This is a genomic window from Rhizobium sp. NXC24, from assembly GCF_002944315.1.
In the GTDB taxonomy this organism is placed as follows: Bacteria; Pseudomonadota; Alphaproteobacteria; order Rhizobiales; family Rhizobiaceae; genus Rhizobium.
In genome coordinates, this window is sequence record NZ_CP024311.1 from 636,967 (window position 1) to 662,064 (window position 25,098).

The following is a 25,098-nucleotide window of genomic DNA, read 5'->3' on the forward strand; positions in this document are numbered from 1 at the left end:
GTCGGAGATGCGCCGTTAAGCGCGGGAACCGGTCAGACGAATGCAGCCGGCGGCGCGCGGGCGAGATAGGCGCGGAAAGGAAGCGATTCGTGCCGTGCGGCTGTGCCGCGTTCGCGCGGCTGCCGCGGATTGCTCAGAAGTCCGAGCGAGGGAAGGGTCGCAAGCGTTGCCGATCCGATATCGTGCCAGGTGGCTTTCGGCGTGACCGTGCGGTCGGCGACGACTATGCCGCGCACCGGATCGCGCAGGGCGACATAAAGCGGTTGGTTGTCCTTGCCGGAGGAGAAGGCCTCCGCATCCGCCCGCGCGGCGAGATTGATGCCGCCGCCGAGCGCCAGTCCGAGGTAGGCGAAAAAAGCGACAAACAGCGAGGCGATCACACGCGCTCCGGCGCGTCGCGTCATCCTGCTATCGTTCTCTTCGCTGTCGGCAGCGCCGAATTCGAACGGGTTCAACGGTTCAAAAGGCCTTCATTCCTTTGCCGGAGCGGATTCCGACGGTTCGGTGATGATATCAGGACGCTGCGCGTCTTCATAGTACGGCCTGTCATGATGCACTTGCGCAAGCCGGTCAACCATGCCCAGCGCGATTTCCCGCTCTCCCATGATCACCGTATCGGCTCCATATTGCTTGAGCACATCAACCTCGGCGTCGGAATGAGCGCGGGCGACGATCAGGATCGATGGATTGGCCGCGCGTGCCTGCTCGGCGGCACTGCAAGCTTCAAAGGTATTCGGAATAGCAATGACCAGGCTGCTGGCGCCGGAAATATTGGCATATGCCAGAACCTCCGCGGAGGCCGCATTGCCGTAGATCGCCTCGATTCCCTGCCGGGTGAGGTCGCCGATCCGCTTGTCGGAATCTTCGATGACCACAAAGGGCGTACCGGACGATTTAAGGCTCTCCCCGACGATGCTGCCGACGCGGCCATAGCCGATCAGCACCGCATGGCCCGTCAGTGTAACGGCGTGCAGCTCCTCACCGACCTCGTGGGCCATTGGCTGATCCGCGGAGGCAGGCGAGACTTCGCCCGCTGTCGACCGTTCTGCTTGCACCGCCGGCTCCGTGCTTTCCGGCATCTCGCTTTGCGGCCTGGTTTCCTGCGTCTTGCGCAGCCAGTCGCAGGCTATGAAGACAAGCGGGTTGAGAATGATCGAGATGATCGCGCCGCCAAGGATCAGATCGCGGCCTTCGCCAGGCAGCAGGCCGAGATCGAAGCCGAGCGCGGCGAGGATGAAGGAGAATTCGCCGATCTGCGCCAGGCTGGCGGAGATGGTCAGCGCCGTGCTCATCGGCTTGCGGAAGGCGAGCACGATGAAGAAGGCGGCAACCGACTTGCCGATCACGATGATGAACACGGTCGCCAGCAGCGGCAGCGGATTGTCGATCAGGATGTTCGGATCGAACAGCATGCCGACCGAGACGAAGAACAGCACGGCAAAGGCATCGCGCAGCGGCAGGCTTTCCTGCGCGGCTCGGTGGCTGAGCTCGCTTTCCGACAGGATCATGCCGGCGAAGAAGGCGCCGAGTGCCAGCGACACGCCGAAGAGTTTCGCGGCCCCGAAGGCGACGCCGAGCGCAATCGCGAGGACACCGAGGCGGAAGAGTTCACGCGAGCCGGTATGGGCGATGCGGTGTAGGATCCAGGGAATGATCCGCCGGCCGACGACCAGCATCAACCCGACGAAGGCGGCGACCTTCAGCAACGTCATGCCGATAATGCCGGTGATGCCGAGATCGAGGCCAAGCAAGCGGCTGAGGCCGGCCGATAGCGGCTCGGCCGTGCCATGACCGTCGGCCGAGATGCTGGCTGCAGCCGGGATGAGGACGAGCGCCAGCACCATGGCCAGGTCCTCGACGATCAGCCAGCCGACCGCGATCTTGCCGCGCTCGCTTTCGACCAGCCGCCGCTCCTGCAAGGCTTTCAGAAGGACGACCGTCGAGGCGACGGAGAGCGCGAGGCCGAAGACCAGGCTGCCACCCAGCGGCCAACCCATCAAGGCGCCAAGCCCCCAGCCGAGCAGGGTGGCGAAGGCGATCTGGACGATCGCGCCGGGAACTGCGATGCCGCGCACCGACAGCAGGTCCTTCAGTGAAAAATGCAGGCCGACGCCGAACATCAACAGGATGACGCCAATTTCGGCGAGTTCCGGCGCAAGGCTCTGGTCGGCCACGAAGCCGGGCGTATGCGGACCTGCAAGCACGCCCGCGATGAGATAGCCGACGAGCGGCGGCAGCTTGAATCGATTGGCGATGGCGCCGAAGATGAATGCCAGCACAAGGCCCATGACGATGGTCGAAATCAAGGGCGTGTCGTGCGGCATCGCTGTCTCCTTCGATACTGGAAATCCCGTGCGGTTTATGACATATTTGGCTTATGTTGACCAATATGGGTGAATTTTGATCGTGAATCAAGGCCGCTACCCGATGATTCTTACACCCGCACTCTGCCGCGCGGCACGCGGGCTGCTCGACTGGACACAGTTGGATATAGCCGAGAGAGCCGGCGTGTCGCGGAGTACGATCCGCGATTACGAGGGCGGGCGCCACGACATTCACCGGGCGACCGAGGCGCAACTGCGTCTGGCCTTCGAAGATGGCGGGGTCGTCTTCGTGGAAATGCCGGAACTTGGTTGGGGCGTCTGCCTCCGTCCGGCTTCCGACCGCGGTTAGAGCGGTTTCGCGTTTCACGGAATCGCTTTCCCGCTCTATCCTTTTGTTTTTACGCATTCCGGACGGAAAACCGCTTCGCACTTTTCCTGGAATTGCTCTAAGGCTTGGGCGCCAGGCAGCTTGGCGAGAGACGGTAGGCGTAGAGCGCCCTGCCTTTCATATTGCCGAAATCCGGCGACCAATTCTTGATGAGTTCCGAGCGCCCCGCGGTGCAATCGAACGGTTCGTCGTCGATATAAAGCACCTCGTCCGTCACGGTGGGTGGCAGCGAAAAATTCTGCTCGTAATAGCTCTTCGGGAAACCGCCGGAATTGCGGGCGTAGATATGATAGGGCTTGCCCTTCAGCGTATAGAACAGATCGGCAAGAATATCGCGGTTATCGGCGACGATGGTTGAGGTATTCGCCTGCGCGGCGATATCGGCGATCTCTAGGCTGATGGCGCTGCGGCCGACATATCGTTTCATGACCAGATCGCCGTTCGGCAGCTTGATGTCATAGGCAAACACGGTCAGGACCGGCAACAGGAAGGCAACGACCGAGCCGATGACCAGCGAAACGACGAGACCCTTCTTCGTCAGGCGGTGGAGGAGCCAGACGGCGAGGATCGTGCCGGCGGCATAGGCGGTAACCGCCCAATTGGCATAGGCCTTGGCAAACAGCGCCTGCAGCGTGATCAACGCCACGACCGGAACTGACAGCCAGACGAGCAGCTTTTCCCTGTCGTCGCTTTGCCCGCGGATCATCCGCCAGGCGGCCCAGAGCATGCCATAGAAGATGACGGGACCGACGACGCCGAACTGCGCGCCGACGAATCCGAGCGCGGCGAGCAGGTGCTTCACCAATCCGCCGCCTTTTCCATCGCCATTCCAATGGGCAATACTTTCGGTGTGGCGCACCGTTGCTGCATCATGAGCGAAATTCCACCAGAGATTCGGGGAAACGACGATCGCGCCAGCGATGGCGGCGATGAGCACGTCCCGCCAGGCAATGCGTGCCGAACGCAGTGTCAGCATGGCGATGCCGACGCCCGGCAGCAGAAACAGCACCGAATATTTCGTCAGGAAGGCGATCCCGAGGCTCACGCCGAGGATCAGCGCCTCGGTGATCGAAGAGCGCTTGGTGAGGCCGAGAAAGGCCCAGATGGCAATGGTGACGAACAGGATCTGGATCGTGTCCGTCGACATCAGCACGGCCGAAAGCGAGGCCGCCGGCAGGGTGACGAAGATGACACCGACCCAGGGCTCGATCTCCCGCCCGGCATCCCCCTCGATCAGCCGCCGCGTCGTGCGCATCAGCATCAGGGCGGTGGCGAGATGGAAGAGAGGCGCCGAAACGCGGATCCAGAAAGTCGAGTCCGATCCCGATATCGCATTGAAAAAGCGAATGACCCAGGCGATGACCGGCGGCTTCGAATAATAGCCGAAGTCGAGGTTCTGGCCCCAGAACCAATATTGAGCCTCGTCGACGAAAAGGTCCGTTCTATTGAAGAACAGCATCACCACACGCCAAAGCGTGACGCCGAAGATGATTGTAAGACCAAGCCGCAGTGAAAGTGTCTTGTGGCTCGTTTCGGTATAGGTGGTGTCGGACATCAACAGGTCGATCTCGGTGCCGGGTCGTCAGGCTTCATACGGAAGTATCGAGCCCGACGCTAGTTCTCGCAGAGAGAACGACGGTAAAAGCGCGGCCGATACCACGCGTTCAAGTATCTTCACAAGATATTTGGTCGTCTGTAGACGGCTGAAGCGGGATGCTCAGAGTACGCGCGGAGCGATTTTGCTGCGGGCCTCGTTGATGAGGCTCAGGAACACGAAGGCAGCAAGCGTCATGCCGGCCGTCAACGAAGCAGTCAAACCAAGAACAATCATTGCTCTCTCCGTATCGACATCGAAGGTGTCTCTACTTACCGGATTAGAGCATGAAGCTTGCCTGTGACTTGCGGCTACTTCGCTTTTTACTCAAAACGGCCGCCGACAGAATTCGAACCCGAAATAGTTTAAATCAAAACGGGATAGCGGACGGGGCTTATTAACCTTCAAGCAAGGAATTAACCATAAACATTGAACTAGCACGTCGGAATGGGAAAACTGTCACTCGTTCTCACCAGGCATGAAGCCGCCCCGTCGTACCGGGTCAGATCCGGTATCCATGTCATCAAACGGTCCGAACACAGACTGTGATGAACGAGCGAGCTTCAGCGTCCCGGTCAATAGCGGACCGGCGGCGGCGTGCGCCTTTCCTCGTCTCCTCATCGCATCTGAACCGGATCATTCAGTGGTTTCGCCGGCGTTGTCTACGCCCGGCAGTTCGGTGGGGACGATTTTGGCGCAGGATTCGCCATCAGATCAGGCAGGACGGGCGCAGGCGGGCAGCCTTCGCGACCGCTTGCGTTTTGCTGGTCTCGATGCCGAGCAGTGCGAAATCGTGCGCCGCAACCGGCCGATGCTGGACGCGCATCTGAAAGCCGGCCTGCGCGATCTCTTCCACCGTCTCCAGACTTTTCCGGACGCCGCCCGCAATTTTACGAGCGAAAGCCAGCTCGAACGGCTGCAAGACCTGCAATCCTCGCATTGGGGTGTGCTGACGGACGCCCGTTTCGACAGCCTCTATGCCGAACGCGTCAAGGTTCTCTCCGACAGCGAAAGCAAGATGGGGCTTGACCCGCGCTGGCACGTCGCCGGTCATGGCGTGGTTCTGGAGCATGTCCTTGCCGGTATCGTCGGTGAGATGGGCGGCCGCGCCATCCTGCCAAGCGCCAAGCGCCGAGCCCGCGAGCTGAGCGAGCTTATCACCGCCGCCGTCCGCCTCGTCATGGTCGATGTCGAAATCGCCGTATCGCTGCGCTTCAACGAGCTGCGGCTCAACCATCAGCGGGCGCTTGCCGAACAGCGCAGCGCCGATCATGCCGAAGCCGCCGGCCTCTTCGCCGATGTTATCAGCAGCCTCGCGGAACGCGATCTGACCTCCCGCTTGCCTGCCGATGGTCCGGAAGCCTATGCCGAACTGGCGCAGACGCTGAATGCCGCCCTGGACGATATCCACCAGCAATTTGCGGCATTGTCCGGCAGAGTGCAGGCGGCCGATGCGGCGACGGATGCCATCGCACGCGATTCCCGCTCCCTCGCTCAGAATTCGATGGAGCAATCCCAGGGGCTTGCCGCCTCGGCAAGGCAGCTTGCCGAACTGGCTGATCAGGTTCGCAGCAATGCCGCGAGCACCCGGTCAGCAGAGCGCGCCGCCGCCTCCACCCGTGTTGCAGCCGAAGACAGTGGCCGGGTCGTCGGCCAGGCGATTTCCGCCATGGCCGATATCGAAACTTCGGCGGAAAAGATCGGCCAGATCATCGGTGTCATCGACGAGATCGCCTTCCAGACCAATCTTTTGGCGCTCAACGCCGGTATCGAAGCCGCGCGCGCCGGTGATAGCGGCCGCGGCTTTGCCGTCGTCGCCCAGGAAGTCCGCGCGCTCGCCCAACGCTCCGCCGATGCGGCCCGGGAGATCAAGGTGCTGGTGACAGGCACCAAGGCGCAGGTCGATGCCGGCGTGCAGATGGTCGGCCGCACGCAGGAAGCGATCGGCGGCATCGTCCGCCAGGTGACCGATATTAACGACGCTATCTCCGGCATCGCAGCCGCCACCGATGAACAGGCAGCCGGTCTGCGTACGGTGACGACGGATATCGGTGGCTTCGGCGAACGCGCCGCTGCCACCGAAAGCCTCGCCCGTCGCTCGAACGAAGGCGCCGATCATCTTCATACCGTCATCCTCGAACTTGGTCAGACGATCCGCGAGTTCCGCCTCGAGCGCGAGCGCCGCCACGCGGCTGTGCCGCGGCCGGTGACCGCAGCGCAACGCTTGCCGATCGCCTGGCGCGACGAAGGGGCTGCCGGGCGTGACGAGGGCAGTGCTGCCGAATTCGAATTTCCGCTTCGCAGGGCCGGGCTTGGAGGCGAACGGAATGTTTACTGACATCTCTATTTTATGCGCATGCGGGCTGTGGGACCCGATTTTAGGCAACAAGGAATAAAGCGATGCCGAGCAGGAAGGGCGAAAAGACAATCAGTCTGGCTGCGGTGCTGGACCTCAATGAAGCCTCGACGCTTCGCGGCAAGTTGGTGGGGCTGCGCGGCAGCAATGTCGTGATCGACGCATCCGGCGTCGAGAGGATCGGCGCCTTGTGCGTCCAGGTCATCATGGCAGCCGCCAAGACTTGGGATGAAGACAAGCTGTCCTTCACCTTTTCGAAGGTGTCGGATGCATTTCAAAAAACGATGCAGTTGATCGGCGTCGACATCGATCACCTGCTTGCCAAGGAGATCCGGCAATGAAGAAAAAAGTACTGACCGTGGATGATTCACGGACCATTCGAAACATGCTTCTCGTCACCCTCAACAATGCCGGCTTCGAGACCATTCAGGCCGAAGACGGCGTCGAGGGTCTCGAGGTTTTGGAAGAAGCCAATCCCGACGTCATCGTCACGGACATCAACATGCCGCGCCTCGATGGTTTCGGCTTCATTGAGGGCGTCCGTCGCAACGACCGGTACCGGGCCATCCCGATCCTGGTGCTGACGACCGAAAGCGACGCCGAAAAGAAGAACCGTGCCCGTCAGGCCGGGGCGACGGGCTGGATCGTCAAGCCCTTCGATCCCGCCAAGCTGATCGATGCCATCGAGCGTGTAACCGCTTAAACAGGATCTGTTCCTATGGATATGAACGAAATCAAAGAGATTTTCTTCCAGGAGTGCGAAGAGCAGCTCGCCGAACTGGAATCCGGTCTCCTGAAAATGAATGATGGCGACCGGGATCCGGAAACCGTCAACGCTGTCTTCCGTGCCGTTCATTCCATCAAGGGTGGGGCAGGGGCCTTTGGTCTGGATGACCTTGTCGCCTTTGCCCATGTCTTCGAGACCACGCTCGATTGCGTTCGATCCAACAAGCTGGAGCCGACCCAGGATGTCCTGAAGGTCATGCTCAAGGCCGCCGACGTTCTGGCGGACCTGACCAACGCCGCCCGTGACGGCGGCAGTGTCGATCAGGCCCGTAGCAGGGGCCTGGTCAAGGAACTGGAAGCGTTGGCCCATGGCGAATTGCCCTCGGCACCGTCAGCCGCTGAAGCTGCGCCGAAGCCCGTGAAGGCGGCAGCGCCCGCACCGGCGCCTGCTCCTGTCAAAGCCGCACCCGCTCCCACGGATGACAGCGGTTTTCAGCCGATCCCCTTCAGCTTCGACGATGATTTCGGTGGCGACGAAGCGTCTGCGGGCATGCCGGAATACGAAGTCAGCTTCAAGCCGCGCTCCGACCTCTACGCCAAGGGCAACGATGCCACGCTGCTGCTGCGCGATCTCACGCGCGTCGGCGAAATGAGCATTCATTGCAATATGGACGCCCTGCCGGGCCTCGATCAGCTCGACCCCGAAGGCGCGTATTTCAAGTGGACGATCTCGGTCAAGACGGACAAGGGCGAAGACGCTATCCGCACGGTCTTCGAATTCGCCGAATGGGATTGCGAGCTGGATATCCGGCTGATCGAAGACGCTGCCTCGCCTGTCGGCGGTGATGAAGAGCTGCCGATGATCCCCGTGCCCTTCGATCTCTCCGCTCTGGACGGTGACGAGCCGGCTGTGGAAACTGCCGAAGCGCCGAAACCGAAAAGCGATGCCGCTGCCGCTGTTGCCGCCGCTGAAACGGCCAGCAATGTCACGCAGCTTGCCGCTGCCGCCGCTCGTGTCGAAAAGAAGGAAGCAGCGGCAGCCGCCGCCGCTGCCGCTGCCAACGCCGCCGCGCAGAACAATGCCGCCGCTGGCGCCGGGCAGACCATCCGCGTCGATCTCGATCGCGTCGACCGGCTGATCAACCTCGTCGGCGAGCTTGTCATCAACCAGGCGATGCTCTCGCAGAGCGTCATCGAGAACGATAACAATGGCGCGTCCTCCATCAATATGGGCCTCGAGGAGCTGCAGCAGCTCACACGCGAGATCCAGGACAGCGTCATGGCGATCCGCGCCCAGCCGGTGAAGCCGGTCTTCCAGCGCATGTCGCGTATCGTCCGTGAAATCGCCGACATGACCGGCAAGTCGATCCGCCTGATCACCGAGGGTGAAAACACCGAAGTCGACAAGACGGTCATCGACAAGCTGGCCGAGCCGCTGACCCATATGATCCGCAATGCCGTCGACCACGGCGTTGAAACGCCGGAAAAGCGCACGGCGCTCGGCAAGAACCGGGAAGGCACGGTTCGCCTGACGGCAAAACATCGTTCCGGCCGCATCCTGATCGAACTCGCCGACGACGGCGCCGGCATCAACCGCGAAAAGGTGCGTCAGAAGGCGATCGACAACGATCTCATCCCCGCCGATGCCAACCTTTCGGACGAAGAGATCGACAACCTGATCTTCCTGCCGGGCTTCTCGACGGCCGATAAGATCTCCGACATTTCCGGCCGCGGCGTCGGCATGGACGTGGTCAAGCGCTCGATCCAGGCGCTCGGCGGCCGCATCAATATCAGCTCCAAGCCCGGACACGGCTCGGTCTTCACCATGAGCCTGCCGCTGACGCTGGCCGTCCTCGACGGCATGGTGGTGACGGTCGCCGGCCAGACCCTGGTCGTGCCGCTGACGGCGATCGTCGAAACCTTGCAGCCCGAGGCTTCCGCCATCCACTCCTTCGGCGCCAACCACCGCCTGATCTCGATCCGCAACAGCTTCTGCCCGCTGGTCGATGTCGGCCGCATCCTGAACTTCCGCGCCACGCAGGCCAATCCGGTCGACGGTGTTGCGCTGCTGGTGGAATCGGAAGGCGGCGGACAGCGTGCTCTGATGGTCGATGCCATCCAGGGCCAGCGCCAGGTGGTCATCAAGAGCCTCGAAGCGAACTACACGCACGTGCCCGGCATTGCCGCAGCAACGATCCTTGGCGATGGGCGCGTTGCTCTCATCCTCGACGTTGATGCCGTGGTCGGCGCCTCCCGCGGGCAGTCGCTGAAGGCTGAAATATCGTACGCAGCGGCGGGTTGAGCCTATGTCATATGCCGTCAAGAACCTGACCCAGGGTGCCCGTGAGCTGATCGCCTTTCGCATCGGCGATCAGGAATTCTGCGTCGATATCATGTCGGTCCGTGAAATCCGCGGCTGGACGCCGGCGACGGCCATGCCGCATGCGCCAGCCCATGTCCTTGGCATTATCAACCTGCGCGGCGCTGTCTTGCCGATCGTCGATCTCTCGGCCCGCCTCGGCATGAAGCGCGCCGAGCCGACCGCGCGTCATGTGATCATCGTGGCGCAGGTCAAGCGTAAGGTCGTCGGCCTGCTGGTCGACGCCGTGTCCGATATTCTGACGGTCACCGACGACAATATTCAGCCGACACCGGAAATCTCTTCCGATTATGAGCGGCAGTTTGCACGCGGCATCCTGGCGATCGACCGCCGCATGATCTGCCTTATCGAACTCGAAACCCTGTTCCCGGACAGCGAAAGCGAAGCTGCATGAGCATTATGGGAGCGACAGATTTCAGGGCATCCCCGGACGAGGTGCTGGCCAGCGGCGAATATCCGCTGACACGGCGCGATCTCTCTGAAATTGCCGCCATGATCTACTCGGACGCCGGGATTTCTCTCAACGAGACCAAAGCCTCGCTGGTCTATTCGCGGCTGTCGAAACATATCCGCGCGCTGGGTTTGCCGGGCTTTCGCGATTATTGCCAACTGGTCTCCTCGCCGGCGGGCGCGGCGGCGCGGCGCGAGATGCTGTCGCATCTGACGACGAATTTCACCCGCTTCTTCCGCGAGAACCATCATTTCGATCATCTGCGCGACGAGGTTCTCCCCGGCCTTCTGGCGCGCGCCAAGAGTGGCGGTCGCGTTCGCATCTGGTCGGCTGCCTGTTCCGACGGACAGGAGCCCTATTCCATCGCGCTCACGGTTCTGTCACTGCTGCCGAACGTCGCCGAGCTCGATTTCAAGATTCTGGCAACGGACATTGATCCGAAGATCCTCGGCCTTGCTCGCGCGGGTGCCTATGACGAGACGTCGCTCGAGACGGTTTCGCCCGCCATGCGCAAGCAATGGTTCCAGGAAGTCGAGGTCCAGGGGCGCCGCAAGTTCCAGATCGACGATCGCGTCAAGCGGCTGATCACCTTCAACGAGCTGAACCTGATGGCGCAATGGCCGTTCAAGGGCCTGTTCGACGTCATCTTCTGCCGCAACGTCGTCATCTATTTCGACGAGCCGACGCAGACGAAGATCTGGTCGCGCTTCGCCGGCCTGCTGCCGGAGAACGGCCATCTCTATATCGGCCATTCCGAGCGCGTCTCCGGCGAGGCCAAGCACGTCTTCGACAATATTGGCATTACCACCTATCGCCGCATTGCCAATTCCACCGGGAGGAAAGCATGAGCGCTCCCGCCCGTGTTCTTGTTGTCGACGACTCCGCAACCATGCGCGGCCTGATTACCGCCGTTCTGAGCTCCGATCCGGAGGTCGACGTCATCGGTCAGGCCGGCGACGCGATGGAAGCGCGTGCGGCGATCAAGGCACTCAATCCGGACGTCGTGACGCTCGATATCGAGATGCCGAACATGAACGGCCTCGATTTTCTCGAAAAGATCATGACGCTGAGGCCCATGCCGGTCATCATGGTATCGACCATGACGCATCGCGGCGCCGAGGCGACCCTGACGGCCCTTGAAATCGGCGCGTTTGATTGCGTCGGCAAACCTGCTCCCGGCGAGCCGCGTCCTTTCGGCGATCTGGCGGAAAAGGTGAAGGCGGCCGCCCGTTCGCAGCGGCAATATAGCAAGCCTGCCGCCAACAATACACAGCCGCCGGCGACCGCGGATTTCCGCGTCGGCCGCAAGATTGTCGCGATCGGTTCGTCCACCGGCGGCGTCGAGGCATTGATCGCGGTCCTGCAGAAATTCCCGGCCAATTGCCCGCCGACCGTCATCACCCAACACATGCCGCCAAGCTTTACCCGCAGTTTTGCCGAACGGCTCAACCGCCTCTGCGCACCCGTGGTGCAGGAGGCGACCGATGGTGCGCGGCTGGAAATCGGCAAGATCTACCTGGCGCCCGGCGGCGATCGGCATTTGCAGGTCGCCAATACATCGGCACCCCATTGCCGCCTGGTCGACCGCGGACCTGTCAACGGCCATCGTCCATCCGTCGATGTGCTCTTCGATTCAGTCGCCGAGCTCGCCGGCCGCAACGCGGTCGGCGTGATCCTGACCGGCATGGGGCGCGACGGCGCCGCCGGCCTTCTGAAGATGCGCCATGCCGGCGCACGCACCATCGGTCAGAACGAAAAGACCTGCGTGGTCTACGGAATGCCGAGGGTTGCGTTCGAGTTGGGTGCAGTCGAGCAGCAGTTTCCGCTGAACGCCATTGGCGAGGAAATTTTGAAAGTAACAGCCGCCCGCAAGGAAGGGAGCGAATAATGTCTCTAGCGGAGAAAATCAAAGTTCTGATCGTCGACGATCAGGTCACCAGTCGTCTGTTGTTGAGCGACGCGCTGACGCAACTAGGTTTCAAGCAAATCACTGCTGCCGGTGACGGCGAGCAGGGCATGAAGATCATGGAGCAGCAACCACATCATCTGGTGATCTCCGACTTCAACATGCCGAAGATGGATGGTCTCGGCCTCTTGCAGGCCGTGCGCACCAATCCGACGACGAAGAAAGCGGCCTTCATCATCCTGACGGCGCAGGGCGACCGTGCGTTGGTGCAGAAGGCCGCCCAGCTCGGCGCCAACAACGTTCTCGCCAAGCCCTTCACCATTGAAAAGATGAAAGCGGCGATCGAGGCCGTGTTCGGAGCATTGAAATGATCGTCGAGGGTGCTGCCCGTCGCGTGCACATCATTCAGGGCGAGTACAAGGTCATCAACGACCCGGACGTGGTGCTGTCGACCATTCTCGGCTCGTGCGTGGCGGCATGCTTGCGTGATCCGATTGCGGGCGTCGGCGGCATGAATCATTTTCTGCTGCCGGGAACGGCTGCTTCGCCGACGAGTGGTGGTGATGCGACGCGTTACGGCGTGCACCTGATGGAGCTTCTGATCAACGGCCTCCTGAAGCAGGGCGCGCGTCGTGACCGGCTGGAGGCGAAGATCTTTGGCGGTGCGAAGACGATTGCCACCTTCTCCAATGTCGGCGAACAGAACGCTGCCTTCGCTATGCAGTTCCTGCGGGATGAAGGCATTCCGGTCGTCGGCTCCAGCACCGGCGGCGAGCATGGACGCAAGATCGAATATTGGCCGATCTCCGGCCGCGCCCGGCAATACCCGTTGACCGGCGCCGAAACGCAGAAGACCGTGGCTCTGGAACAGCGCCCCGTTGCCGCCCCGAAGCCGGTCGACAACACGATCGAATTTTTCTGATCAACGAGGACTACCTCATGACCACCATTCCGCGTCCCGAACCAATCGCCATGCAGGAAGCTCTCCCAGCCATCCTCATGCGCATAGTCTCGGAATTGCACGACGTCGCCTACCTGATCGAGCGCATCGAACCGCAACTGCTCGATCTCAGCGGCGTCAACGTGCTGGAATCGCCCGACTCTATGAAGGTCATGCAGGGCATCGATCTCGCCGTGCAGAAGACGCGGGGCATTGCCGAGTTCATCGACACCATCACCGGCGACATACCGGATGGCTGGATGGTCGATGTTGCGACGGCCCTGAGCCTGGTGAAGCTCGCCGAAATGCAGAAAGCTCTCGGCGGCGGCGGTCGCCATGGACATTCCCAACCCTTGGCCAAGGCCGCCGGCGACTTCGATTTCTTCTGATCGGAGCGCCGGCGCCTGATATTGTTTTTCTTATATTATCTCGGATAAATTTTTCGAGTTCTTCATTTTTCCTGCCCGGGACGAAACGCTCGCACAAGTTTCGATTTCTATCTTCGCTGCAGGGCACAAAGCCATCAGGTCTTTGACGAATCGTGCGAGAACAGAATGAATCTGTTAAATCAATTAGTTCCCTTGTTCAGGAATCTGCAGAACCTGGGGAGGACACGCCTGCTGATCATGGCGGGCGTCGGCGTCGTTTCCATGGCGCTGATTCTGTTTGCAGCCCTCTACGTCAATAAGCCTGCCCAGGAAACGCTCTATGTGGGCCTGGATGCAACCGATCTGAACCAGATCAGCATTGCGCTTGCCGAAGCCAACATCGGTTTCCAGGTGGGTACGGACGGCACCAGCCTCACCGTGCCGGCGGGCATGACCGGCAAGGCGCGCCTGCTTCTCGCCGAGCGCGGCCTGCCGAACAGCACCACCGCCGGCTACGAACTCTTCGACAATGTCGGCTCTCTCGGTCTGACCTCCTTCATGCAGGAAGTGACCCGCGTGCGTGCGCTCGAAGGCGAAATCTCCCGCACGATCACCTCGATCACCGGCATTAGCGCGGCACGCGTCCACATTGTCATGCAGGATGTCGGCAACTTCCGCAAAGCGGACCAGAAGCCGACGGCCTCGGTCATGATCCGGGCGAACGCCGAAGCGGGGCGCAAAGCGGCCCAGGCCATCCGCCATCTCGTTGCCTCTGCCGTTCCAGGCCTGGAAGTCGACGATGTTACGATCCTCGATTCCACCGGCCAATTGCTCGCCTCGGGTGACGATCCCGGCAATGGCGCGCTGAACCGCAATCTCGGCATCGTGCAGAATGTTCAGGACGAGGTCGAATCGAACATCAACAAGGCGCTTGCTCCATTTCTCGGCATGGACAATTTCCGCTCCAGCGTGACGGCGCAGCTCAATACCGATAGCCAGCAGGTGCAGGAAACCACCTACGATCCGGATTCGAAGGTCGAGCGCTCGGTTCGCACCACCAAGGAAGCGCAGAAATCGCAGCAGCGCCAGTCGGATACGGCAGCGACCGTTGAGCAAAACATTCCGCAGGCTGCCCCGCAGTCCGGTGGCAGCGGACCGACATCGAACGACCAGTCCGACAAGCGCGAAGAACAGACCAACTACGAAATCAACAGCAAGACGACCGCGACGACCCGCAACAGCTACAGGGTCGAGAAGCTCTCGGTGGCCGTGGTGGTCAACAAGGGCCGCATCGCCCAGATGGTCGGTCAGCCGGCCGATCAGGCGAAGGTCGACGCCTATATCGCCGAGATGCAGAAGATTGTCGCGACCGCTGCCGGCGTCGACACCACCCGCGGCGACGTGGTGACCGTCAATGCGATGGACTTCCTCGACAATCAACTGCTCGAGGACACCTCTTCCAGCTTCAACATCATGGATATGCTGAGCCGTAACATGGCTGGCATCATCAACTCGGCTGCCTTCGTCGCGGTTGCCTTCCTCATCGTCTGGATGGGCTTCCGTCCGCTGATCCGCTCGCTCGGCGGCGGTGTGGCCGGTGGCGCGGCTCTGCCGGAAGCGGCGGGCCTGGAACTGCCGGATTTCGCTCCCGCCGTCGGCGGGCCGGGTGCCGCCCTGATGGACGGCTTTGGCTCGGACTTCGGCTTCGACAGCACCGACGATCTGCTGACGATGGGCGAAGACGGCGGCACCTTCAACCGCCGCGTCAAGGAAGGGCCGGAACGCCGCCTCTCGCGCATGGTGGAAATCAGCGAGGAACGCGCCGCGAAGATCCTCAGAAAATGGGCCGTCGACAACGCTGCCTGATGAAAAGACCGGGAGATATTCCCGGTCTTTTCATGTCATCGGAAAGAACGCCGCTTGATCGTGCCAACTCTGGGTTTTCGCAAATATTTGCTTCACGTATGCGTACCGAAATCGAGTGACCGAACCTGTTGGCAAGACATTTCCTGGTCGGAAATTTCGTTGCTGGGTAGAAAGAATCGACTTACAATCATCATACCTATTCGGAGTTGCGTCGAAGCGGCGCGAATCAGACCATGAGATCCGTGTTTGGTGAATTCAGCGAATTTGGAGATGCCAGCACGCGGAGAAATCAGTCTATAGTTGGTTGATTGCGATTTGGGCGATTCGCATGCGCTTGCCGAAATCGAATTTATATATTAGCGCGCTTATCGCGTCATACGTCCGTATGGAATCGTATGGGGCGGAGTAATAAGTTGAGTTGGTGCAGATGCCTTTGCGAAGATCGATGCCGTCTTCGAGGTTATGCGCCGGGTCCAGACCGAGCAATGCTCTCGTTGGCGTTAGAGCGCCTAACAGCGGCAGGAAATGCAAAAAATGGACGTGCAGATATTGCAGGGGAGCAAAGGCGACAAGGATGTGCGATTGGCCGCGTCCGCCAATGCCATGTCGCGCGATCAACTCGTTCAGCAGTTGAGCGCCATTGCCGGCCCTGCCTATCTCCAATCTGGCCTGCGCGTGTTGACGGATTATGTCGGCGCCTCCCACTATCTTCTGGCCCGCTGCGACCTGATCCAGGAAAGCGGTCTCGACTTCGTCGTGTCCTCCGATTGGCCCTTCGATCTTGTTCGCCGTCTTGCTTCCGAGCTCACGAGCGGCTACGGCCGCACGGGCGAGCTTGAGAAATGCATGTCGCTGTTCCAGCCGAATTTTGCGTTCCTGCCGGATGATGTCGAGCTGCCGGAAGGCGTCAGCCGCCAATATTGCTCGCTGACCTTCAATGTTGGCCGCACGCGCTTCTCGCTGATGCTGCTTGCCCATGATGGTCTGTTGCTGTCGCCGGAGCGGCTGCGTGACGCCGGATTGCTGTCGGGTTACTTCGCGAGCTTCACGCGCTGCGTGGAAGGCAAGTCCGAGCGCGATTTCGATCTCACCGAGCGTGAGCTGGAATGCTTGTTCTGGATTGCCGAAGGCAAGACAAGCGACGAGATCGCCATGATCCTCGGCATCTCGCGCAACACCATCAACAACTATATCACCAGCGTCATGCGGAAGACCGCGACCAAGACGCGATCGGAAGCGATCGCCTTTGCTGTCAGAAACAACCTCGTTTGAAAGCCCGATGAATGCGATATCAGCCGGTTAGGACGACGGACACGCCAAGCGAAGGAAGGCTCGGCCGTTCGCATCGGATATCCAGCCGTTCTGATCTCTTCCCGAAGCTTGTGTCGATGCAGAAGCTGATCGACGCGCAGAATTTTGCAGTATATCGCCTCAGCGGCTCCGGCCTGCCGAGCAAGCAGCGCCTAGTCTGCGAGCTGGAAAATTGGGGCTCGACCAATACCGTCCTCAACAAGGCCTTTGTCGAAGCCTATGGCGAGGCGATGATCGAGCATATCGAAAAGTCGCTGCTGCCGCTGATGTGGAACGGCCGTGATAGCGACAGCACCGCCGAGACGCCCGATTTTGCCTCGTTCACCCAGCGCCTGAAACCGCATCTCCTGCCTTTTGCCGGCGTCGCCTTTCCGGTGCGCCTGGGATCGGTCGGCAACGGCTATGTCGTGTTCGCCGCAAAATTCATGGATCTGACGAGCGATATGATCGTCGAGCTGCATGGCCGTAGCTGCCAGATCATGATGGATCTCCTGTCGCTCGACGAGCGGCGGTCGCCGGCCGCCGAAGCGCTGAGCGAACGCGAGATCGCCTGCCTGCAGCTTGCAGGTGATGGCCGGATCAGCGAGGAAATAGCCGAAAAGCTGGGGCTGTCGGTGCACACCGTCAACGCCTATCTCGGTTCAGCGACGATCAAGCTCGACAGCGTCAACCGCATTCAGGCAATCGCAAAAGCTATCCGTTTCGGTTACATCAGCTAAAGCGCTTCTTTGGATCCAGAGCATCTTATCCGCTATCGGCTATTCCCAGCGGATAAGATCTTCCAGAAATTGTAGAAAGCAAAAGGCGAGCGGTTCCGCGCCTGACTGAAAGCCGAAGCGCGCACGAATGCCGAGATGCCTCAGCGGACCTTCATCATGAAAGTGGGGATGGTTTGAGCCTTGTTCAGGCTGCGCGCGTCGTTCCGCCGATCGCGTAGCGGGCGTCCCGCAGGCTGCGGGCGAGAAGCGCGGTGTTCTCGTCCGGATCGGCCGAGGCTTTGTCGAAGGCGATATGGTTGATTTCGATGCCGGCATGATGTTCGGCCAGCGCGAGCTTGGCATAGACGGTGACGCCGCGCGGTTTGATTTCGAGGTCGATGGTGACTTCCGCCGGCCCGCCCCATTCAAGCTTGTAGTCGCCCCCAAGGCCGAAATTGACGGTGCCCGGATGGAAATAAAGCTCGGCCGCCGACGCCACGAGGTCGGCAAGATTGCCATAGCGCTCGAAGCGCAGCAGCGAAATCAGATCGGCCGCGTCGAGGAGCCGCAATTCGCTGGCGACCGGGCTGATGGCTTCCGCGAGAATTTGTTCACGTTGGGCAGAGTAGGGGGATTTTTTCATTCGATTTATCGTACCCGTTTTCTGTTCGACTGCGTGGCATAGATCCTATGGATCAGCTCTGCGACGGCCTTGTAAAACACTGACGGGATGACACTATCTACCGAGACTTGCGCAAACATGGAGCGCGCGAGTGGCGGATCTTCGAAGACGGGGATGCCATTTGCCTCGGCGATCTCCCTGATTTTGAGGGCGATGAGGTCCTGCCCCTTGGCGACGACGATGGGTGCGTCGTTTTCCTCCCGGACATAACGCAGCGCCACGGCAAAATGGGTCGGATTGGCGATGACCAGCGTGGCACGCGGCACCTGCTTCATCATGCGCCGGCGGGCACGGTCGCGGGCGATCGAGCGCTGCCTCGATTTGACGATCGGGTCGCCCTGGGATTGCTTGTGCTCTTCCTTGACCTCCTGCTTCGTCATTTTCAACTGATCGACCCAGTGGTAGCGGGTCCAGAGCACGTCGCCGATGCCGACGACGGCTGTCGCCAGCAGCACGATGGTCAGAATTTTCTGGATGATGGTCGTCAGCCGCACGAAGATCGTCTGCGGATCGGAAACCAGCGAATCGATCGCATGGAAGAACTGCCCGCGCAGCACAAAGAACATGATGACGCCGACCAAGACGATCTTGGCAAGCGACTTGCCGAATTCCACCAGACCCGACGTGCTGAAGATGCGGCCCCAGCCCGCCACCGGCGAAATGCGGGAAAACTGTGGCGCGATGCGGTCGAGAACGGGTGTCGGCAGGTTCTGGAACATCGAGGACCCGATGCCGAAGGCGAAGAACAGCACGACCGCGGGCAGCAGCAGATTGCCGACTTCCCAGCCGATGCGGATGAACAAGGAAATGACGTCAGACCCCGTCTCGAGCTGCCACTGATCGGGTTTTTCGAAGAGGTCGCGCAGCACCTCGCCCATGCGCCCGACGCGCTCCGGCAGGAAGAAGGTGACGTAGATGACGGTCGCGAGCATCGACGCAAAGAGCGTCGCTTCCTTGGAGTGAGGCACATTGCCTTTCTCCATCGTGTCGCGGAGTTTTTTCTCCGTCGGTTTTTCTGTTTTACTGTCCTTGTCTTCGTCAGCCAAAGAAGCCGTCCTTCATGAAACGGAAAGAGGCCGTGCATCATGCACGGCCTTGTTCTGAACAGTCTAAGACGATTTAGGTGAGTCGCGCTGAGATCACGCGGCTTCTTCCACAGGCGTCTTGTCTTTTGCCTTGAGTTCGATCTGGCCGGAATTGGAAAGCCGGATGGCTTCCTGGGCGATGGCGCGCCGCGCGATGGCGATTTCGCGCGGATTGATGCCGGTGGTGATCTGCAGGTCGGATTCGATCATGCGGCGCTGGCGCGGGCTGATCGAACTGAGCACGATCTCGCGAATTTCGGACGAGGAACCACGCAGCGCCATGGTGAGAATGTCGGCCGCGATGTCGTTGAGCAGCATGACGCGGCTCGGCTGCGGCATGAGCGTGAGGTCGTCGAAGAGGAAGATCTTCGGACGCACCTTGTCGACCGATTCCTTGTTGAGCGTTTCCAGCGATGTGAGCAGCGTATCGACCTGCGGCTTGTCCAGCTCGTTCATCAGCTCCGCCACCTTCGTCGAGCCGGAAGCATTGCGTTCGGCATCGATTTCCGCCATCAGCCCCAGCACGCGGTTTTCGATGATCTGCGCCGCTTTCGGGCTGACATCCTTGAGATTGACGGTGCGGTTCATGATGTCGGCGCGTTGCGCCTCGGGCAGTTGCAGCAGAACCTTGGCGCCGAAGGAGGACGGCATCATCGACAGCACATAGGCGATGGTTTGCGGATGTTCGCGCAGGAAGAACTTGGCGACGAAAATCGGATCCGCCTCGCCGAGGCGATCCCAGATCGAAGTTTCGTAAGCCTGGAAGGCGGTGCGCCGGCCGAGAAGGCTGTCGACCTCGTCGGGTGTCAAGCCTTCCTCGAGAATGCTTTCGATTGCCTTGGCGTTGTCCATCAGACCCGCGCCTTCGGTGAAGAGATCCTCGAATTCCGCGACGAGCTGCGCCAGCTCGTCCGGCGGAATAACCCTCAGCGACTGCGCAGACGCGATGATGAGCTGCAATTCATGCTGCGTGAAATATTTCAGCAGCCGTCCCGCAACCTGTTTACCCATGGCAAGGAGAACAGCAGCAGCCTTCTCAGCCTGAGATAACGGTTGCTCGGCGAGGGCGCCGCCGCTGAAATCGTCAAAGTCCATCATGGTCTTCGTCTCCGTCCCGAACAGGGAGTGGGCTTATTCTGAACAGAGTTCAGTTTTTCTTCGTATTCGATACTTCGATGAGCTTGATACCGAACCTGGTGTCATCATGTTCCAGCACGGTAATTTCGCCCCGGCCGATTCTGCGGCCGTTCACGGTGATCTCGACGGGCTCGCCGATCTTCTTGTCGAGCGCGATAATTGCGCCTTCGGTCAGGTTCATCAGGCCGGAGACCTGCATGCGGCTGCTGCCGAGCACGATCTGAACGTCGATCGGGATGTCCATGATCAGGTCGAGATTGGCGGTCAGCGCGCTGCCCGGAGCTGACGGTTCGGCGAAGGAGGAGCCGCCGAAATCGCTGGCGCCGAAAGCGGAGCCTGCATTGTCGTCCCCGAAATCGCCGCCGAAGGCCGAAAGATCCGTGCCCGGCTCGGCCCCGAATGCATCGGCGCCGAAATCCGGCATGCCACCGTCGGTGTCTTTCTTCAGCACGCCGCGCAGGCCGTCGATGGCCTCATCCAATGCGGCGTCGCTGTTTTCAACTTCCAGCGATTCCTCGCCGCTTTTCTGTGTCGTCTTCCTAGCCATGAAATCACTATTCCAGTTGAAACTTGCCTCAAGCTGCCGTGGGTGCCCCAGGCACCCGCCAGCCGGTCAATTCATCAGGTGTCGAAGAAGCTCGTCGTCGGAATTCACATTGTCCTTGACGCGCACCGTGTAATTTTCGCCCGAACGGCCGAATTCGCAGATGTAGAGGTCCTTGCTGTTGGCGCTGACCTCGACGCGAACATCGCCTGCGTCCATGAAGGGAATGACATCGCCGACGGCGAGTCTCGAAATTGTGTTCAGCGTCAGCGATTCCAGCTGGATGCGGGCCTCGAGCGTCACCTGTGAGCGACGCACCTGTTCGCTGAGCTGCTCCGTCCATGCTTCCGACGCTGCGGACGGGTTCTTGGCTCGCGGTGGGCTGACGACGGTCCGCAGCAGAACCTGCTGCGGTATGATGACGACGATTTCCGAGACGGTCTTGCCGAGCGAAATCATCATGGTGATGGCAGCGGCGAATTCATCGACCTGGTCGGCAGCCGGCTTCGGGCGATTCTCGATATTATACGGCGGATCGAGATTGGGTTCGAAACCGCCAGCCGCATTGACCGCCGAGCGCAGCACGTTGGCGATCTTGTCGAACACCATGACGGCAAGGTCGAGCTCGATGATCGAAAGCGGCCGCGGAAGGGGTGCCTCGATGGTCTCGGGCAGCGCGCCCAGCATGTGCTCCATCAGGGTCATTATGAAGCCTGTGCCGCAGCCGAGAACGAATTGCGGTGCCCAGTTGCGTAGCGAACCGTTCACAAGCGCGCAGTTGCCGCCGAGGCCGGCGATAAGATCGTTCATCAGTCCCGACTGGCAGCCGGAATAGGCGACGGACACGTCGAGGCCCGTTTCGCTCTTGATGAAGTCGGGGAGGAATTCGCCGTAGACCTGGCCGAAGGCGGCGGCGAGCTTTCCGACGGTTGCCTGATCTCCGAGGCCGCCGGTCAGCTTGGCGAAGAGGGCGCGGTCCATCGTATGCGCCTTGGCGGATGATTGCTGGCTCATGGTCGTCAGGCCGCCTTGCTCTCACCGCCGGGATTCATCATTTCCTGCTCGACGGCATCGATCGACGGCCGTTCGTAGGAGGAGATGGTCTTGCGGCCGTATTCGAGTGCCACCTGCGGCACGGAGCCGTTCATGTAGGCCAGCAGCGTCTGCTTGACGATCACGTAGAGGCGATGCTGCTTGCTGCGTACGATCTTGATCTGCGACACGAGGGGCGCGCAGACGGAATAGGAAAGGAGAATGCCGAGGAAGGTGCCGACCAGCGCCGAGCCGATGAGGTGACCGAGCACTTCCGGCGAATCGTTGATGTGGCTCATGGCCTTGATGACGCCGAGAACGGCGGCGACGATACCGATGGCCGGGAAGGAATCGCCCATGATCGTGATGGCATGATAGGGCTTCATCTTGTCGTGCAGGATAGTGTTGATTTCCTCGTCCATCAGCGCCTCGATCTCGTGGGAGCGGGCGTTGCCGATGATGATGAGGCGGACATAGTCGCAGATGAAGGCCGTCAGTTCCTTGTTCTTCAGCACCGTCGGGGCGGCTTGGAAGATTACGGATTCGTCCGGGTTGTCGATATGGGCTTCGATTTCGTTGCGTGACTTGGTGCGCAGATCGCGCATCAGCGCGTAGAGCACGCCGAGCGTATCGAGATAATTGCGCTCCTTCGGAACCGAATGCTTGAAGGCCTCGCCCAGCGCCTTGCCGGAATCCTTCACGACCTTCATCGGATTGGCCATGATGAAGCCGCCGATGCCGGCGCCCGCGATGATGACAAATTCGAAGGGCTGGAACAGCGCGTCCACATGCCCGCCCATCGCCATGAAGCTGCCTATGATGCAGCCGCAGGTCACTACAAATCCGATAATAATATTCATCGCCAGTCCACACCTGAACGTTGCTTCCTCCGTTGAAGTAGGAGACCTGCCTTGCGTGAGGCTGTTCGGCGCGCTTCGAAGCGGCCTTTCGCCGTGTCAGCTTCGCACAAGCCAGTGCTGGCAGAGTATCGGGTAAGGGCATTCATGCCCGGCTAACGACATGTCGGAGCGCCGCGATATCTGGCGTTTCCTTTCCCGTTATTCTCCAATGTCCGGAGGGCTTGAAAAATGCAGTCTGGTATTTATGTGGCGCTGTCATCGCAGATGGCGCTCGAGCGGCGTCTGACGACGATCGCCGATAACATGGCCAACGTGAATACCACGGGTTTTCGTGGCACCGAGGTCAAGTTCAATCAAGTCCTCAGCAATACCGAAAACAAGCTCAACGCCAAAGTCGCCTTCGTCTCGCAAGGCAACGACTATCTCTCTACCGACAACGGCGAACTGGAAAACACCGGCAATCTCTTCGATTTTGCGGTCAAGGGCGATGCTTGGTTCGGTCTCAACACGCCGGCTGGCATGGTTCTGACGCGCGATGGCCGCTTTACCATGACCGAGAGCGGCGCCCTGGTCTCCACCAGAGGCTATCCGGTGCTTGATCCCGGCGGCGCACCGATCCAGCTCGACCCCGGCGGCGGCGCGCCGAGCGTCTCCTCGGATGGCACGATCGCTCAAAACGGCAAGCAGGTCGGCAAGATCGGGCTCTATAGCTCCGATATCAGCAAGGGCTTCCTGCGCTATGACAATAGCGGCGTGTTACCGACGGACTCCCCGCAGTCCGTCGTCGACCACTCCCATATCGGTATCGCCCAGGGCTATCTCGAAAATTCCAACGTCAACGGCATGCGGGAAATGACCCAGCTTATCGAAGTCAGCCGCGCCTTCGACAATATCTCGACGCTTACCAGCAGCAGCGAAAGCACGCTCACGGACGCCATCAAGACCCTCGGCGGCAGCCAGTAAGAGGGTCGGATGATGTTCGAGGATGGGATGCCCGAGGGCGCGATGTCGCCGAGATTCTCGCGGATGGCCGCTTTGGCGGATCAATATTTGATGGCGGAAAACACGGTTGCCGATGGCGGCCATGTACGCACCATCGCGGCCGGGCACTACACCGTCGCCGGCCTTTCCAGGCATGTGCGCCTCGGCGAGTTCGTCGCCCACCGTTCCCCGACCGGCATCCATCTCGGCGAAGTTGTCCGCGTCGAGCCGGAATTGACCTACGTCTGTCCGATCGAGCCGGGCGAGCCGATCGGCATCCACGACGTCATCATCCGCAAGGGCGCCTTCCGTATCGCGCCGACGGATAGCTGGTGCGGGCGTACGATCAACTCGCTGTGCGAGCCGATCGATGGCCTGGGACCGCTGACGGCAGGCATGGACTCGCGCTCGATCTCCAACACCGCGCCACCCTCGATGACGCGCAAGCGCGTCGAGACGGGTTTCAAGACCGGCGTGCGCGCCATCGACATCTTCTCGCCGCTCTGCCTCGGTCAGCGTCTCGGCATCTTCGCCGGTTCCGGCGTCGGCAAGTCGACGCTGCTGTCGATGCTCGCCCGGGCCAATGCTTTCGACAAGGTGGTGATTGCGTTGGTCGGCGAACGTGGCCGTGAAGTGCGTGAATTCATCGAGGACACGCTGGGTTCGCACATGCAGAAGTCGATCGCCATCGTCGCGACCAGCGATGAGAGCCCGATGCTGCGCAAGATGGCGCCATTGTCTGCCATCACCATCGCCGAGCATTTCCGCGACCAGGGCGACAATGTGCTGTTGATCGTCGACAGCGTCACCCGCTTTGCCCATGCCATTCGCGAAGTGGCGACGGCCTCCGGCGAGCCGCCGATCGCGCGTGGTTATCCGGCCTCGGTTTTCACCGAACTGCCGCGCCTTCTGGAGCGTGCAGGACCAGGTCCGGAAGGGACCGGCACGATCACCGCGATCATCTCCATCCTCGTCGACGGCGACAATCACAACGACCCGATCGCCGATTCCACCCGCGGCATTCTCGATGGCCATATCGTCCTGCAGCGCAGCCTGGCGGAAGAGGGGCGTTATCCGCCGATCGATCCGTTGGCCTCAGTGTCGCGCTTGGCGCGCAAGGCCTGGACACCGGATCAGGAAAAGCTGGTTTCGCGCCTGAAGGCACTTGTGCACCGCTATGAAGAAACCCGCGACCTGCGCCTGATCGGCGGATACCGCCAGGGCAGCGACCCGGATCTCGACATGGCCGTCCGCCAGGTGCCGATCATCTACGACATTCTGAAACAGACCCCCGGCGAACGGCCTTCGGCCGACGCCTTCACCGACCTTGCGACCGCGTTGAAAAACGGCTCGGCCGCAAACATCCAGCCGAGAGCGAAATGAGGTTTCCACGAAATGTCGTTCGCTCCAACCATTTGATTTCGCATCATCCCGTCCGAAACCGCTTCACGCATTTCGGGCCATGCCGA

General features: G+C 60.7%; 25 protein-coding genes. 16 read left to right on the forward strand and 9 right to left on the reverse strand.

What is annotated here, in order from left to right; translation table 11 throughout:
• Window positions 1-32 precede the first annotated feature (32 nt).
• The gene (locus NXC24_RS03140) at window positions 33-455 is read right to left on the reverse strand and encodes a hypothetical protein (protein ID WP_104821973.1); all 423 of its coding nucleotides are present in this window, start codon (window positions 453-455) and stop codon (window positions 33-35) included.
• A gap of 15 nt (window positions 456-470) precedes the next feature.
• Window positions 471-2,324: a cation:proton antiporter gene (locus NXC24_RS03145; RefSeq protein WP_104821974.1), complete on the reverse strand. Its 1,854-nt coding sequence runs from the start codon at window positions 2,322-2,324 to the stop codon at window positions 471-473.
• Between the two features lie 103 nt (window positions 2,325-2,427).
• On the opposite strand from NXC24_RS03145, the gene NXC24_RS03150 reads away from it, so the two are divergent.
• Complete coding sequence (locus NXC24_RS03150; RefSeq protein WP_104824980.1) at window positions 2,428-2,673, forward strand: helix-turn-helix transcriptional regulator; 246 nt, start codon at window positions 2,428-2,430, stop codon at window positions 2,671-2,673.
• A gap of 97 nt (window positions 2,674-2,770) precedes the next feature.
• Here the strand turns inward: NXC24_RS03150 and NXC24_RS03155 are convergent, their stop codons facing one another.
• A complete protein-coding gene (locus NXC24_RS03155) occupies window positions 2,771-4,267 on the reverse strand; it encodes a glycosyltransferase family 39 protein (protein ID WP_104821975.1) in 1,497 nt (498 codons plus the stop codon).
• 730 nt (window positions 4,268-4,997) lie between these two features.
• On the opposite strand from NXC24_RS03155, the gene NXC24_RS03160 reads away from it, so the two are divergent.
• The 13 genes from NXC24_RS03160 (at window position 4,998) to NXC24_RS03225 (ending at window position 17,329) form a co-directional block, all read left to right on the forward strand.
• The gene (locus NXC24_RS03160; RefSeq protein ID WP_104824981.1) at window positions 4,998-6,644 is read left to right on the forward strand and encodes a globin-coupled sensor protein; all 1,647 of its coding nucleotides are present in this window, start codon (window positions 4,998-5,000) and stop codon (window positions 6,642-6,644) included.
• Window positions 6,645-6,706: 62 nt separating this feature from the next.
• Window positions 6,707-7,003, forward strand: a complete 297-nt coding sequence (locus NXC24_RS03165) for an STAS domain-containing protein (protein ID WP_028751176.1) — start codon at window positions 6,707-6,709, stop codon at window positions 7,001-7,003.
• Window positions 7,000-7,365, forward strand: a complete 366-nt coding sequence (gene cheY1, locus NXC24_RS03170) for a chemotaxis response regulator CheY1 (protein WP_104821976.1) — start codon at window positions 7,000-7,002, stop codon at window positions 7,363-7,365. Before NXC24_RS03165 ends, cheY1 begins: the two co-directional genes overlap by 4 nt.
• Window positions 7,366-7,380: 15 nt before the next feature.
• Window positions 7,381-9,690 carry a chemotaxis protein CheA gene (locus NXC24_RS03175; protein ID WP_104821977.1) on the forward strand — a complete coding sequence of 770 codons (2,310 nt, stop codon included), beginning with the start codon at window positions 7,381-7,383 and terminating at the stop codon, window positions 9,688-9,690.
• Between the two features lie 4 nt (window positions 9,691-9,694).
• Window positions 9,695-10,162: a chemotaxis protein CheW gene (locus NXC24_RS03180; protein WP_104821978.1), complete on the forward strand. Its 468-nt coding sequence runs from the start codon at window positions 9,695-9,697 to the stop codon at window positions 10,160-10,162.
• Window positions 10,159-11,067 carry a protein-glutamate O-methyltransferase CheR gene (gene cheR / locus NXC24_RS03185; protein ID WP_104821979.1) on the forward strand — a complete coding sequence of 303 codons (909 nt, stop codon included), beginning with the start codon at window positions 10,159-10,161 and terminating at the stop codon, window positions 11,065-11,067. The genes NXC24_RS03180 and cheR overlap by 4 nt, the downstream gene beginning before the upstream one ends.
• A complete protein-coding gene (gene cheB, locus NXC24_RS03190) occupies window positions 11,064-12,107 on the forward strand; it encodes a protein-glutamate O-methylesterase CheB (RefSeq protein ID WP_104821980.1) in 1,044 nt (347 codons plus the stop codon). The genes cheR and cheB overlap by 4 nt, the downstream gene beginning before the upstream one ends.
• Complete coding sequence (locus tag NXC24_RS03195) at window positions 12,107-12,496, forward strand: response regulator (RefSeq protein ID WP_004128537.1); 390 nt, start codon at window positions 12,107-12,109, stop codon at window positions 12,494-12,496. The genes cheB and NXC24_RS03195 overlap by 1 nt, the downstream gene beginning before the upstream one ends.
• Window positions 12,493-13,047 (forward strand): chemoreceptor glutamine deamidase CheD, encoded by a 555-nt coding sequence (gene cheD / locus NXC24_RS03200; RefSeq protein ID WP_104821981.1) that lies wholly within the window; start codon window positions 12,493-12,495, stop codon window positions 13,045-13,047. The genes NXC24_RS03195 and cheD overlap by 4 nt, the downstream gene beginning before the upstream one ends.
• Window positions 13,048-13,064: 17 nt before the next feature.
• Window positions 13,065-13,454 carry a hypothetical protein gene (locus NXC24_RS03205; RefSeq protein ID WP_104821982.1) on the forward strand — a complete coding sequence of 130 codons (390 nt, stop codon included), beginning with the start codon at window positions 13,065-13,067 and terminating at the stop codon, window positions 13,452-13,454.
• A gap of 165 nt (window positions 13,455-13,619) precedes the next feature.
• Window positions 13,620-15,299 (forward strand): flagellar basal-body MS-ring/collar protein FliF, encoded by a 1,680-nt coding sequence (gene fliF, locus NXC24_RS03210; RefSeq protein ID WP_104821983.1) that lies wholly within the window; start codon window positions 13,620-13,622, stop codon window positions 15,297-15,299.
• A gap of 534 nt (window positions 15,300-15,833) precedes the next feature.
• On the forward strand, window positions 15,834-16,571 hold the full coding sequence (locus NXC24_RS03220) for a LuxR C-terminal-related transcriptional regulator (protein WP_104821985.1): 738 nt from the start codon (window positions 15,834-15,836) through the stop codon (window positions 16,569-16,571).
• 11 nt (window positions 16,572-16,582) lie between these two features.
• A complete protein-coding gene (locus NXC24_RS03225) occupies window positions 16,583-17,329 on the forward strand; it encodes a helix-turn-helix transcriptional regulator (RefSeq protein WP_104821986.1) in 747 nt (248 codons plus the stop codon).
• A gap of 184 nt (window positions 17,330-17,513) precedes the next feature.
• Here NXC24_RS03225 and NXC24_RS03230 read toward each other — a convergent pair whose 3' ends face one another.
• The 6 genes from NXC24_RS03230 to motA all read right to left on the reverse strand — a co-directional run bounded on the left by NXC24_RS03230 (window position 17,514) and on the right by motA (window position 22,648).
• On the reverse strand, window positions 17,514-17,951 hold the full coding sequence (locus tag NXC24_RS03230; protein ID WP_104821987.1) for a hypothetical protein: 438 nt from the start codon (window positions 17,949-17,951) through the stop codon (window positions 17,514-17,516).
• Between the two features lie 5 nt (window positions 17,952-17,956).
• Window positions 17,957-19,036 carry a flagellar biosynthesis protein FlhB gene (flhB, locus tag NXC24_RS03235; protein ID WP_104821988.1) on the reverse strand — a complete coding sequence of 360 codons (1,080 nt, stop codon included), beginning with the start codon at window positions 19,034-19,036 and terminating at the stop codon, window positions 17,957-17,959.
• Window positions 19,037-19,129: 93 nt separating this feature from the next.
• On the reverse strand, window positions 19,130-20,173 hold the full coding sequence (gene fliG / locus NXC24_RS03240) for a flagellar motor switch protein FliG (protein WP_104821989.1): 1,044 nt from the start codon (window positions 20,171-20,173) through the stop codon (window positions 19,130-19,132).
• A gap of 49 nt (window positions 20,174-20,222) precedes the next feature.
• Window positions 20,223-20,759 (reverse strand): flagellar motor switch protein FliN, encoded by a 537-nt coding sequence (gene fliN, locus NXC24_RS03245; RefSeq protein ID WP_104821990.1) that lies wholly within the window; start codon window positions 20,757-20,759, stop codon window positions 20,223-20,225.
• A gap of 66 nt (window positions 20,760-20,825) precedes the next feature.
• Entirely contained in the window at window positions 20,826-21,770 is a 945-nt protein-coding gene (locus tag NXC24_RS03250) for a FliM/FliN family flagellar motor switch protein (RefSeq protein WP_104821991.1), read from the reverse strand.
• Between the two features lie 5 nt (window positions 21,771-21,775).
• Complete coding sequence (gene motA, locus NXC24_RS03255; protein WP_104821992.1) at window positions 21,776-22,648, reverse strand: flagellar motor stator protein MotA; 873 nt, start codon at window positions 22,646-22,648, stop codon at window positions 21,776-21,778.
• 228 nt (window positions 22,649-22,876) lie between these two features.
• Between motA and flgF the strand changes: the two genes are divergently transcribed.
• Window positions 22,877-23,611, forward strand: a complete 735-nt coding sequence (flgF, locus tag NXC24_RS03260) for a flagellar basal-body rod protein FlgF (protein WP_104821993.1) — start codon at window positions 22,877-22,879, stop codon at window positions 23,609-23,611.
• A gap of 12 nt (window positions 23,612-23,623) precedes the next feature.
• Window positions 23,624-25,012, forward strand: a complete 1,389-nt coding sequence (fliI, locus tag NXC24_RS03265; RefSeq protein WP_104824982.1) for a flagellar protein export ATPase FliI — start codon at window positions 23,624-23,626, stop codon at window positions 25,010-25,012.
• The last annotated feature ends 86 nt before the right edge of the window (window positions 25,013-25,098 follow it).